Here is a 12,416-nt window from a genome sequence, read left to right on the forward strand (position 1 = left end):
CCGGACGAGGGGTGCGCATGCCGGATGCTCCGTCGGTCCGATGGATGGGGGTCGGGGTCTATGCCTTGATCATCGTGATGCTATTGATTCGCCAACCTCAGTTCCGTGCCTGGGAAGCTGGGTTGGCGGCGCTGCTCAACGGCCTCGTCGGGGCGCCCACCAAATGGGTGCGCGGGTCCGACACCTTCTATGTCGGCATCGGCACCAACAAGGTGTTCGCCCTGGAACTGGTCACCGGCTGCAGCACCGCGCTGCTGATCCTGCCGATGCTGCTGCTGGCCGCCATCTACCTCCACTTCGGCCGGGTCCGGCTGTTGCACATGACGATCGGACTGGTCATCAGCTGCGTGGCCATGCTCAGTGTCAACATGATCCGCCTGGTCGTCGTGGGGGTGTACACGGTGCACAACGGGCGCTCCGGCTTCGAGATGGCGCACACCATCATCGGGTCGCTCATCGTGTTGGCGGGTGGATGCACGACCCTGGTGGTCTTCAGTAGGTGGATCGGTCGGGCCAGCACGGTCGCGGATGGTGCCGGTCCGATCCGTGCGCGATTGAAAGAGAGTCCCCGTCAGTGACCTTCGATACCGTGCTCGGCCTGACGATCGTGCTCTCGCTGATCCTCGGCCTCGTGTTCCTGGTGTATGTGATCGCCATTCTCGTCCCGTTCCTGCGCCACGTTCCCGAACGCCCCGGCGACCCGGACGAATTCGAACTGCACTTCATCATCCCCTGCCTCAACGAGGAAGTGGTGATCGGCGACACCCTGAGCTACCTGCGGCGACACTTCCCGGACTGTCACGCGTGGGTGACCGACGACGAGTCGGAGGACGGGACGCGCGACGTCGTCGCTGCGATCGAGCAGTTCGATCCCATGGTCCACCTCCTCCCACGCACCCTCCCGAACGCCCGTACCGGCAAGGGCGACGCGCTCAATTTCGGTTATCGCGCGATCGACGCCCAGCTGCCCGACGACGTCGACCGGAACAAGGTGCTGATCTGCATCGTCGACGCGGACGGACGACCTGCTCCGAACATGCTGGAGATCTCGGCGGGCCCGGACTGCTTCGGCAACGACTACGTCGGGTCGGTGCAGGTCGAGGTCCGGATGAGCAACCGCGCGGATCCGCAGCCGCTCGGCCCGGGTCGGCAGTGGAAGAACAGGTTCGCCCGGACCCTGGTGCGTCTGCAGGATCTGGAATTCCGGGGCCCGATCTCCGCGATGCAGATGGCCCGGCGCTACTCACGGACCGTCAGCATCGGCGGCAACGGTCAGCTGAGTCGGCTGTCGGCGCTCGACGCGGTCGCGGCCCGATTCGGTGAGCCGTGGCACGGCGCACTGCTCGAGGATTTCGAACTCGGACTGCACCTGATCCTGCTGGGATGGCGCAATGCGTACACCACGGCGAGCTGGGTCGATCAGGAGGCGCTGCCGGAATTGAAACCGCTGATCCGGCAGCGGGTTCGCTGGGCGCAGGGCGGAATGCAGTGCATCCGCTATCTGCCGGCGATCTGGCGCTCACGGCGGGTGACCAACCTCGGCGCATGGGAGATCACCTATTTCATGCTGACTCCCTGGCTGCAGGTGATCGGCACGATCGTCTATCCGTTGCCACTGCTGGTGATGACCTGGAACATGGTCAACTACCCGGAGTTCTTCAAGTCGTACCTGGTGAGCGGCGGGTGGGCGCTGTTCGTGTCCTATCTGATCCTCGGTGTGGGCGAGTTCGCGATCTGGGGTCCGCTGTATCGCCGGCGCAGCGAACCGCAGCTGTCGCGTCTCCACGGGATCGTGCTGGGCGTGAGCTATGTGGGCTACATGCTGATGTCCTACGTCGTGGCGTGGAGGGCCTTCGGGCGCCTCATCAGTCGTCAGAGCGACTGGGTCAAGACGAAGCGCAACGCCGAGCGAACGTCGGTGCCGATGCACCGGATCGCCGGCACCTGAGTGGTGCGGTAGCGCGCACCGAACCCGCACATCGGGACCGCCCGGCGCTGGCGGCGGTGCTGCGCGAGGCATCATCGAGCGGGGTAGCGGAGTATCGGAGTCGAGAACGACACGAGAAGAAGAGGATTCGGATGTACACACTGGGTGCGGGGCCTAGTGCCGGTGCGGGCTCGGCGGCCGTGGCCGGTGGGGGAACGCTGGCCTTCACGGGCGCGCCGGTTGCCGGCGCCCTGGTCCTGGTGATGTTCGTACTGGTGATGGGGCTGCTCCTCGTCCGTGCATCGCGGGTGCGGCCGAACGAGCTGCCCGATCTGGCCTGACACTTCCGTCGTGCGTCGTCGAATCCTTCTGTCGGGAGCGGCGATTGCTTTCGTTGTCGCGTCGGTACTCGCCGTCGTGACGGTGTGGGACACACGTGACGCAGACCGGCTCGACGGCGGCGGACACGACGACCCGCCGACCGCCGCGTATGCGGCACCTTCCGGGGTGCCGGCCGAGCCACCGATCCGGACGCCGGACCCCGCTCGGACCGCGGGACCGTTCGTCACGTACAACACGTATCCCGGTTCGGCGCATGCGCAGTGGGGCAAGTACTCGATAGCGCTGGAACGGGACGGCAGGTACTACCTGCTGTCTGCCGGTCATGTCGGCGGCAAGGTGGGTGCGCGCCTCGAGCTCGGGTGGCCGGGGCCCACGCAGGCGGTTGTCAGCCACAGCACCCGCCGCTGGGGTGCCGACTTCGGCTCGGTCACGGGTGGATCCGGTCTCGACATGTCCATGGTGGACACCGGTCCGGAGCCCGTCTCGCCGGTGCTGACGTTGTCGGCGGCCCTCGGCGCGACGCCGGACGACGTCGTGGTGGTGCCGACAGGGTCCGGGACCGATCGAGTGACGCTGCCGCGCACGGCGAGAATCGCCGCTGTCGCCGACGACCTCGAGCCGGGGGCCGTCGTGTGCCAGTCCGGCGCCGAGTGGTTCGCGTCGGAATACACCGCGGCGGCCGGCAACGTCCGGTGCGGACGCCTGACGGCACCGTGCCCCACGACGAGCGACACCTGCAGTTTCACCGGCTTCGACGCGGCCCCCGCCGTCGCCCCGAACGATTCCGGAAACCCCGTGTGGGTACCGCGGGCCGACGGCACGGTCGCGGTGCTCGGGATCGTGTACGCCGCCGGCGGGTGCGACAGGACGTCGGGTACCTGCCCGACCGGCCTGTTCACCCGGGTGCAGGCGTACACGCGACGGGAGTGGGCGGCCGACGAGACCCTGCCGGGAGCGCCGACAGGCGAGGGCGGTCGGATCGTCATGGGTCACTGAGCAGGTCGAGTCCCGGGCGGTGACGATCAGATGGCGACCGTCGACGTCGTCGGCAGGAAGTGGAATCCGAAACCGATGTTCGCCGTGTTGGTCGGATCGGGGCCCGGACCGGGGGTGGTGACCCGGACCTGCGGGATCTGCCGCGGCGCCGGCGCCACCGGGGGTGCCTCGGTCCAATCGGGGCGCGCCGCCTGTAGTTCCAGTGCGATCTCGATCAGCGCGGTCTCGTCCCACGGGCGCCCGCCGATCTGGACCCCGAACGGCAGCCCGGTGGCCGCGGAACGTCCGGCCGGCGTGCAGATCACGGGGGCGCCGGTGAGGTTGGCCCACCGCACGTCCCCGGTCGTACCGCCGAACACCGAGACGCCCGCGATCTCGAGTCGCTTGGACCCGTCCACCTTCGAGCCCGGCACCAGGACGGCGTCGAGGTCGTTGTCGACGAACATCCGGTTGTACTCGTGCTGGTACACCAGTCGGTTGCGGGCAGCGGTCATGTAGTCGATCGACGGAACCGCCAGTGCCGCCAAGGCGCCGGCGACGGTCACGTTGTTGTCGAGACGGTAGGAGCCCAGCTTGTCGGCGAACTGTTTGTGGTAGCTGCCCATCTCGGCGGAGTCGCCGGTCAACAGGTCCGGGCCGGCGATCGGCAGCGCGACGTCCACGAAGCTGCCGCCGAGGCGTCCGATGAGATCGAGGTACTTCGCGAACAGTGTGCCGAGTGGTGCGGGCAGCGCATCGACACTGCGTCGGGCCACACCGAACCGCTTGCCCGACAGCGGTGTCGGGCCGCCCTTCGCGGCGATCGGGTAGCCGCCGGCCGGGACGTCGGGGCCGACCGTCGTCGTCGGATCGTCGGGATCCGCGCCCGCCATGAAGCCGAGGAGTAGTGCGGCGTCGGCGACGCTGCGGCCCATCGGTCCGGCGTGGTCGCGGGTCCACGTCAACGGAATGACGCCGCGGGTGCTGCACCGGCCGAACGTCGGTTTGATCGACGTGATCCCGCACGCGCTCGCCGGCAGACGGAGCGAACCGCCCGTGTCGGTGCCGGTCGCAAGCGGGACGAAACGCGCCGCGAGGACGGCCGCGCTGCCGCCCGACGATCCGCCCGGTGAGTACTCGGTGTTCCACGGGTTGCCCACCTGTTCGGTGGCGACGCCGATCGCGAACTCATCGGTGTGCGCGTGACCCATCAACACCATGCCCGCGTCGCGCAGGCGCGTCCACGCCGTCGAGTCACCGGCGGCGATGTTGCCCTCGAGAACCTTGCTCGACGCCGTCAGCGGCAGGCCCGCGACCGCGAACAGGTCCTTGAGAGCCAGCGGCAGCCCGCACACCAGCGGGGCGTCGCCGACGGCGGCGCGGCCCTTGCCCGACAGTCGCTGCGCCGCAGCATCTGCTGCCTCGTACGCCATCTCGGGATAGATCCGCACCCAGCCGCCGGTCGCGCCGTCGAAGGCGGCGCTGCGGTTCAGGCAGGCGTCGAGCAACTCTCGGGGATGCAGCGTGCCGGACTGCAGGAGGCTGGCGGCCTCCACCGCGCTGAGCAGCGCGGGATCCGTCGCCGTGATGGATCCGGGTGCGGGAAGACCCTGCGCGGGGGCACTGCGGCGGACGGTGGATCGCGCCGCGGCCACCCCAGGGGCCGCCACCGCCGCCACCGCCGCCACCGCCGTCACGCTCGCCGCGCCGGCCGCACCGAGCGCGGCCGCGCCCAGGAAGCCCCGTCGTGTCAGCCCGGACCGCGATCCGCCCCCCACTGCACTCATCGACTTCGATCCCTCCGCACTGCCCGACTCCCCAGAAGGCTAACGGCCGAATCGATCGAATGCTTGATGGCGACGCCCGCGGGAGGGTCCGGTGATCGCCTCGGTCACAGACCGGGATCGCTTCGGTCCTTCCCGCAAAATGGAACACGTTCTAAGGTGAAGCGAGCCGAGGTCTGTGCCTCGAATGGGCAGGTCGCTGCGGCGGCACGCAGACGTGAACAGGAAGGAACACCTCACAGTGACCACAGAGGCATTCATCTATGAAGCCATCCGAACCCCGCGCGGCCGGGGCAAGAACACCGGTTCGCTGCATTCGGTCAAGCCGATCTCGCTGGTCACCGGCCTGATCCAGGAACTGCGCACCCGCTTCCCGGACCTCGACGAGAACCGCATCTCCGATGTGATCCTCGGTGTCGTCTCCCCGCTCGGCGACCAGGGCGCCGACATCGCCCGCACCGCCGTGACCGTGGCCGGGATGCCCGAGACGGTCGGCGGCGTGCAGATCAACCGCTTCTGCGCCTCCGGCCTCGAGGCCGTGAACATGGCCGCGCAGAAGGTGCGCTCCGGCTGGGACGAGCTGGTCATCGCAGGCGGCGTCGAGTCGATGTCCCGGGTGAAGATGGGCTCCGACGGCGGCGCCTGGATGCAGGACCCCGCCACCAACTTCGACACCTACCTGGTGCCGCAGGGCATCGGCGCCGACCTGATCGCCACCATGGAGGGCTTCACCCGCGAGGACGTGGACGCCTACGCGGCGCGCTCGCAGGACCTGGCCGCCAAGGCGTGGGCGGGCGGTTACTTCGCCAAGTCCGTCGTCCCGGTCAAGGACATCAACGGCATCACGGTCCTCGACAACGACGAGCACATGCGTCCGGGCACCACGGTCGAGGCGCTCGGCAAGCTGGCGCCGTCGTTCGCGGGTCTCGGTGAGATGGGCGGCTTCGACGCCGTCGCGCTGCAGAAGTACCACTGGGTCGAGAAGATCAACCACGTCCACCACGGCGGCAACAGCTCCGGCATCGTCGACGGCGCCGCGCTCGTGCTCGTGGGCAGTGAAAGCGCAGGGCAGGCCATGGGCCTGACACCGCGTGCCCGCGTCGTCGCGACCGCCACCTCCGGCGCCGACTCGACGATCATGCTCACCGGCCCGACGCCGGCCGCGCACAAGGTGCTCGCGCAGGCCGGTCTGACGGTCGACGACATCGACCTGTTCGAGATCAACGAGGCGTTCGCCGCCGTCGCCCTGAAGTTCCAGAAGGACCTGAACATCCCGGACGAGAAGCTCAACGTCAACGGTGGCGCCATAGCGATGGGTCACCCGCTCGGCGCGACCGGCGCCATGATCACCGGAACCATGGTCGACGAGCTCGAGCGCCGCGGCGCCAAGCGCGCCCTCGTCACGCTGTGCATCGGCGGCGGCATGGGCGTGGCCACCATCATCGAGCGCGTCTGACGCTCACGGACCAAGCAGGAGATACGAAACAGTGAGCGATCAGAACATCATCAACTGGGAGCAGGACGCCGACGGTATCGTCGTGCTCACCATCGACGACCCCAACCAGGGCGCGAACACCATGAACGACCGCTACATCTCGTCGATGCAGGAGACCGTCGACCGGCTGTACGCGGAGAAGGACTCGATCACCGGCGTCGTCCTCACCTCCGGCAAGAAGACCTTCTTCGCGGGCGGCGACCTGAAGAACATGATGAAGGTCGGCCCCGAGGACGCCGAGCAGATCTTCAACCACAGCCTCACTCTCAAGGCCGACCTGCGTCGCCTCGAGACCCTCGGCAAGCCGGTCGTCACCTGCATCAACGGTGCGGCGCTCGGCGGCGGCCTGGAGATCGCACTCGCCACGCACCACCGCATCGCGGCGGACGTCAAGGGCGTCAAGATCGGCCTGCCCGAGGTCACCCTCGGCCTGCTGCCCGGCGGCGGCGGCATCGTCCGCACCGTCCGGATGTTCGGCCTGATGACCGCGCTGACCCAGATGCTGCTGCAGGGCCAGCAGCGCGGGCCGCAGCAGGCCAAGGAGGTCGGCCTGGTCGACGAGGTGGTCTCGTCCGTCGACGAATTGGTCCCCGCCGCGAAGGCGTGGATCAAGGCCAACCCCGAGGGCGGCGTCCAGCCGTGGGATGTCAAGGGCTACAAGATCCCCGGCGGCACCCCCGCCACCCCGGCGTTCGCGGCGAACCTGCCGGCCATCCCGGCGAACCTGCGCAAGACCCTCAAGGGTGCGCCGATGCCGGCGCCGCGCGCGATCCTCGCCGCCGCGGTCGAGGGCAGCCAGGTCGACGTCGACAACGCGCTGCTCATCGAGTCCCGCTACTTCACCTCGCTGGTCACCGGTCGCGTCGCGAAGAACATGATCCAGGCGTTCTTCTTCGACATGCAGGCGATCGGTTCGGGTGCCTCGCGTCCCAAGGACATCCCCAAGCGTGAGATCAAGAAGGTCGGCGTCCTCGGCGCCGGCATGATGGGCGCCGGCATCGCGTACGTGTGCGCCAAGGCCGGAATCCCGGTGGTGCTCAAGGACGTCACGATCGAGGCCGCCGAGAAGGGCAAGGCGTACTCCGAGAAGATCGAGGCCAAGGCGCTCTCCCGCGGCAAGACCACCGAGGAGAAGTCCAAGGCCCTGCTCGCGCTGATCACGCCCACCGCGGATCCGGCCGACTTCGCGGGTGTCGACTTCGTCGTCGAGGCCGTCTTCGAGTCGCCCGACCTGAAGAAGAAGGTGTTCCAGGAGATCGAGGACATCGTCGAGCCCGACGCGCTCCTCGGCTCCAACACCTCGACGCTGCCGATCACCGACCTCGCGACCGGCGTCAAGCGGGCCGAGGACTTCATCGGCATCCACTTCTTCTCGCCCGTCGACAAGATGCCGCTGGTGGAGATCATCCGCGGCGAGAAGACATCCGACGAGTCGCTGGCGCGGGTGTTCGACTTCGTGCAGGCGATCCGCAAGACCCCGATCGTCGTCAACGATTCGCGCGGGTTCTTCACCTCGCGCGTGATCGGCACCTTCGTCAACGAGGCCATCGGCATGGTCGCCGAGGGCATCGAGCCGGCCACCATCGAGCAGGCGGGCATGCAGGCCGGCTACCCGGCGGCACCGCTGCAGCTGTCGGACGAGCTGAATCTGACGCTGATGCAGAAGATTCGCGCCGAGTCGAAGGCCGCCGCGCTGGCCGAGGGCAAGGAACTGCCCGCCGACCCGGCCGGCGACGTCATCAACTACCTGGTCGAGGGCAACGACCGTAAGGGCCGTCTCGGCGGCGCGGGCTTCTACAACTACTCCGACGGCAAGCGTTCCGGCCTGTGGCAGGGCCTGCGTGAGCACTTCAACTCCGGTTCGGTCACGCCGCCGATCCAGGACCTGATCGACCGCATGCTGTTCATCGAGGCCATCGAGACGCAGAAGTGCTTCGACGAGGGTGTCATCACGTCCACCGCCGACGCCAACATCGGCTCGATCATGGGCATCGGCTACCCGGCGTGGACCGGCGGCGTGAGCCAGTTCGTCGCCGGCTACGAGGGCGGCAAGGCCGGCTTCGTCAAGCGCGCCGAGGAACTCGCCGCCAAGTACGGCGAGCGCTTCACCCCGCCGGCGTCGCTCGAGGCCTGAGCGGCGAATTTTCGGCAGAATCTCGAAGGTGCCCTCCGTCCGTCACCGGACGGAGGGCACCTTCGTCTCTGTCGGTGGGAACTCGTGCCTGCGGGGCGTGCGGGGGAACTATATTTCGGGGCTGTACATCTCGATGTCAGAAGGATCGGTGTCTGACCTGTCTGACCTGCCCTAGCGGACAGGACTCGGCCGTGTCGGATGATCGTGAACAGGCCCCCGCCACGTCGATGCTCGATCGGATCGAGCTGGTGCTCGAGGCGCTCGACGACAACGGGTATCTGACCCTGAGTCAGACGACGCGGCTCACCGGCATCCCCAGCTCGTCGGCGCATCGACTGCTCGAGAAGATGGTGTCGATGCGCTGGCTCAACCGTGACGGATCGCGGTACGAGCTGGGGGTTCGCCTGTTCGAACTGGGATCGCGGGCAGTGCGCAATCACTGGTTCCATCGGACCTCGTTGCCGATCCTCCAGGATCTGCACCGGTCCACCGGTGCCGTCGTCCACCTCGCGTTCCTCGACGGTGCCGACAGCATCTACTGGGAGAAGCTGTCGGGCACGTTCGGCGCCAAGGTCCCGTCCCGGATCGGAGCCCGGTATCCGGCGCACCGCTCCGCGGTCGGGAAGGCGTTGCTCATGACGCTTCCGCGCGAGGTATTCGACCAGCCGGTGTTCGCGCACCTGGAAGCCGGTGTCGTGGGCGGGCGGAAGGCTCTGGAGGCCGAACTGGATCGCGCGCTCGCCGAGGGGGTCACCTACGACCGGGGCACCGCCGTCCCGGACCTCGGGTGCATCGGGGCGCCCATCGCGCGGGGTATCCCCAAGCCCGCCGCGATCTCGATCTGCGGTCCGCTCGACCGCATCACGGGCGACCGCCGGATGGTCGAGGCCGTGCAACGAGCGGCCGCGGCGATCGAGCGCGCGGCACGCCAGGTGGATGCGGCCTCCCGCACGACGTGACGATGCCCGCCGTCCGAAGCGGACGACGGGCATCGCGATGTCAGCGCGGGGGTGCGATCAGCCCTTCCACCACGGGCGCAGCGGCACGTTCGCCTCGCCGTCGGGTCCGAGCTTGACGGCCAGCACCTGGTGCAGCTGAACGACGTTGCGTTCGAATCCCAGCCGCGAACCGGCCATGTACAGGCCCCACACCTTCGCGGTGCCCTCGCCGACCTCGGCGACGCACGCGTCCCAGTTCTCGACCAGGTTCCGGCACCAGCCGGCGAGGGTCAGCGCGTAGTGCTCGCGCAGGTTCTCCTCGTGCCGGACCTCGAGGCCGACGTTCTGGATCTCGCTGATGATCCGGCCCGAGCCGGTGAGCTCGCCGTCCGGGAAGATGTACCGGTCGATGAAGTAGCCGGCCTTGGCGCCGCTGCGGTTGTCGGGCCGGGTGATGCAGTGGTTGAGCAGCCGTCCGCCCTCGCGCAGCTTCTCCTTCATGAAGCCGAAGTACGCCGGGTAGTTGTGGACGCCGATGTGCTCGGTGAGGCCGATCGACGAGATGGCGTCGAACCCGGTCTCGTGGACGTCCCGGTAGTCCGAGAACCGCACCTCGGCCAGCTCGGACAAGCCCTCCTCGACGATCGCCTTCTGCGCCCACTCGGCCTGCTCCCGCGAGAGCGTCGCACCGATGACCTTGACGCCGCGCCGGGCGGCGTAGCGGACCATTCCACCCCAGCCGCAACCGATGTCGAGCAGCCGGTCGCCTTCCTTCAGGCCCAGCTTCTCGAAGACCAGTCGGTACTTGTTCTCCTGCGCGTCCTCGAGGCTCTGGTCCTCGGACTCGTACGCGGCGCACGTGTACGTCATCGAGGGGCCCAGCACATGCTCGTAGAAAGTGTTCGAGACGTCGTAGTGGTGGTGGATCACCTCGGCGTCGCGGGTCTTGGAGTGCCGCAGGCCTTCCGCGAACCGGCGCCACCGCGGCAGGTGCTCCTGCGGCGGGGGAGCGATGGGACGCAACTTGTCCCAGCCGATGGACCGGGTGATCGTCGCGAGCTCCTTCGCCGACGGGCGGTGGAAGTGCAGGTCGGTCATCGCCTTCAGGATCGCGTACGGATCGCCGGGGTGGACGCCGACGGCCTCGAGGTCGCCGGAGACGTAGGCGCGGGCCATGCCGAGGTCGCCGGGGGCGGTGGCCAGGTAGGTGGTGCCGCGTGTCGACTTCAGGTGGAGGCCGTACTGTGCGTCCTCCGGCCCGGTCGCGCTGCCGTCGTACGCGGTGAATCGCAGCGGGATCCGGCCGTCGGAGACGGTTTCGAGAATCTCCGCGATGCTGAGTTTCTGCGCCGTGTCGGGGTTCGTTCTGAGAGTCGTCACTTTCGTTGCACCGCCTTCGAATAGAGGTCCAGGAGACGTGAATCGGGGTCGTACCGCTTCTTGATCTGGGTGTAGTGCTGGCCGCCGTAGAGCAGCGCGAACTCGTCCTCGCCGTAGAACGAGTCGGAGTACAGGGACTTGTGGCCGTCGAGGTCGCTGACCTTCTTCTCGATCAGCCGGTTCGCCGCGCCCTCGGGTGCGCCGGCCTCGATCGGCACGGACGACCAGAATCCGACGTTGACGTAGGTGCGTCCGGGCTCGAGCGGGTACAGGGGCCACGGCCGCGTGGTGTCCGCCGCGGGATGCGCGGGATCGCGAAGGCGCAACGGGCACAGCCACAGCGGCTCGATCGGGATCTCGTCGAGGAACCAAGTAAGGAAGTCCGCCGTGTTCTCGATCGGGACCTCGATGTCCTGCACGACACGCTCACGGGGCGGCAGCCCCTTGCGGGCCTCGAGGCGATCGGCGATGTCGTACTTCTGGTCCAGCCCGATGAGCTTCCAGTAGAAGCTGCTGCGGCGGTAGCGCTTCGGCCAGAAGCGGCGGATCCTGGGGTTCTGGGTGCCGAACGCGCGCGAGCACCAGAACCAGTCGGTGTCCCAGCGCCACAGGTAGTCGTGGATGGTCAGGCGGTCCGTCTTCGGGTGGTTGACCGATTCGTGCTGGATGGACCGGTAGTAGATGTCCATGTCGGTGTAGTCACTCACCGGGCCCGGCTCGTCGGTCTGCACCCCGAGCGTCAGGTAGGCCTCCGTCGCGGTGAACACGACGCCGTCGAGGTAGTCGACCGCGATCCCGTCCCATCTGCGCTCCTCGACGATCCGGTCCATCGTCTTCTCGAGCTGCTTCAGGTCGCCGAAGCGCAGGTGTCGCAGCGCGACATAGGGTTTCACCGGCTCGAGCTCGATCCGGATCCGCGTGGAATAGCCGAGGGTCCCGTACGAGTTCGGGAACGACCAGAACAGGTCGGAGTGCTCCCCGTCCGGGGTGGCGGTGATGATGTCGCCGCTCCCGGTGAGGACGTCGATCTCGAGCACCGACTCGTGCGGCAGGCCGTTGCGGAACGACGTCGATTCGATTCCGAGCCCGGTCACCGCGCCGCCGAGGGTGATGGTCTTGAGCTGCGGAACCACCAGCGGCGCCAGCCCGTACGGCAGGGTGGCGGCCACGAGGTGCTCGTACGTGCACATGCCGGCGACGTCGGCGGTGCGCGCCTCCGGGTTCACCGAGATGACGCCGTCGAGGCCCGAGACGTCCAGTCCGGGGGCGGTGCTCTTCGCCCGTGCTCGGAACAGGTTCGACGTCTTCTTCGCCAGTCGCACGTTCGCGTCCGGGGGAATTGCCCGGTAGCTGGTCAGCAGACGATCGACTCCTGCGCGATGCGCGGCGAGTCCAGTTTCGCGGATACCACTCGTAGAGTCGGCCACACCCTGACGCTATC

The 12,416-nt window shown here is 68.1% G+C and carries 10 protein-coding genes; 7 read left to right on the top strand and 3 right to left on the bottom strand.

What is annotated here, in order from left to right:
- Positions 1–17: 17 nt before the first annotated feature.
- The 4 genes from J2X34_RS16800 to J2X34_RS16815 all read left to right on the top strand — a co-directional run bounded on the left by J2X34_RS16800 (position 18) and on the right by J2X34_RS16815 (position 3,265).
- Positions 18–578, top strand: a complete 561-nt coding sequence (locus J2X34_RS16800) for an exosortase/archaeosortase family protein (protein WP_220181903.1) — start codon at positions 18–20, stop codon at positions 576–578.
- Positions 575–1,948: a glycosyltransferase family 2 protein gene (locus J2X34_RS16805; protein WP_220181901.1), complete on the top strand. Its 1,374-nt coding sequence runs from the start codon at positions 575–577 to the stop codon at positions 1,946–1,948. The genes J2X34_RS16800 and J2X34_RS16805 overlap by 4 nt, the downstream gene beginning before the upstream one ends.
- 131 nt (positions 1,949–2,079) lie before the next feature.
- The gene (locus J2X34_RS16810; protein WP_114721283.1) at positions 2,080–2,268 is read left to right on the top strand and encodes a hypothetical protein; all 189 of its coding nucleotides are present in this window, start codon (positions 2,080–2,082) and stop codon (positions 2,266–2,268) included.
- Between the two features lie 10 nt (positions 2,269–2,278).
- Positions 2,279–3,265, top strand: coding sequence for a hypothetical protein (locus J2X34_RS16815; protein ID WP_429518500.1), 987 nt, complete (start codon positions 2,279–2,281; stop codon positions 3,263–3,265).
- Between the two features lie 26 nt (positions 3,266–3,291).
- Here J2X34_RS16815 and J2X34_RS16820 read toward each other — a convergent pair whose 3' ends face one another.
- Positions 3,292–5,031, bottom strand: a complete 1,740-nt coding sequence (locus J2X34_RS16820; RefSeq protein WP_429518502.1) for an amidase — start codon at positions 5,029–5,031, stop codon at positions 3,292–3,294.
- Positions 5,032–5,269: 238 nt separating this feature from the next.
- On the opposite strand from J2X34_RS16820, the gene J2X34_RS16825 reads away from it, so the two are divergent.
- The 3 genes from J2X34_RS16825 to J2X34_RS16835 all read left to right on the top strand — a co-directional run bounded on the left by J2X34_RS16825 (position 5,270) and on the right by J2X34_RS16835 (position 9,616).
- Positions 5,270–6,484 carry an acetyl-CoA C-acetyltransferase gene (locus J2X34_RS16825; RefSeq protein WP_114721405.1) on the top strand — a complete coding sequence of 405 codons (1,215 nt, stop codon included), beginning with the start codon at positions 5,270–5,272 and terminating at the stop codon, positions 6,482–6,484.
- A 31-nt stretch (positions 6,485–6,515) separates the two neighbouring features.
- A complete protein-coding gene (locus J2X34_RS16830; protein ID WP_114721279.1) occupies positions 6,516–8,657 on the top strand; it encodes a 3-hydroxyacyl-CoA dehydrogenase NAD-binding domain-containing protein in 2,142 nt (713 codons plus the stop codon).
- 191 nt (positions 8,658–8,848) lie between these two features.
- Entirely contained in the window at positions 8,849–9,616 is a 768-nt protein-coding gene (locus J2X34_RS16835; protein ID WP_114721277.1) for an IclR family transcriptional regulator, read from the top strand.
- Between the two features lie 57 nt (positions 9,617–9,673).
- Here J2X34_RS16835 and J2X34_RS16840 read toward each other — a convergent pair whose 3' ends face one another.
- Positions 9,674–10,975, bottom strand: coding sequence for a class I SAM-dependent methyltransferase (locus tag J2X34_RS16840; RefSeq protein ID WP_114721275.1), 1,302 nt, complete (start codon positions 10,973–10,975; stop codon positions 9,674–9,676).
- Complete coding sequence (locus J2X34_RS16845) at positions 10,972–12,402, bottom strand: FAD-binding oxidoreductase (RefSeq protein ID WP_429518506.1); 1,431 nt, start codon at positions 12,400–12,402, stop codon at positions 10,972–10,974. The genes J2X34_RS16840 and J2X34_RS16845 overlap by 4 nt, the downstream gene beginning before the upstream one ends.
- Positions 12,403–12,416 lie beyond the last annotated feature (14 nt).

This window comes from Rhodococcus sp. BE178, assembly GCF_050433545.1.
Taxonomy (GTDB): Bacteria; Actinomycetota; Actinomycetes; order Mycobacteriales; family Mycobacteriaceae; genus Prescottella.

Bases quoted from the DNA above. Each gene is read 5' to 3' on its own strand.
- J2X34_RS16820 (WP_429518502.1), bottom strand. From the start codon at position 5,031: ATGAGTGCAGTGGGGGGCGGATCGCGGTCCGGGCTGACACGACGGGGC.
- J2X34_RS16800 (WP_220181903.1), top strand. From the start codon at position 18: ATGCCGGATGCTCCGTCGGTCCGATGGATGGGGGTCGGGGTCTATGCC.
- J2X34_RS16810 (WP_114721283.1), top strand. From the start codon at position 2,080: ATGTACACACTGGGTGCGGGGCCTAGTGCCGGTGCGGGCTCGGCGGCC.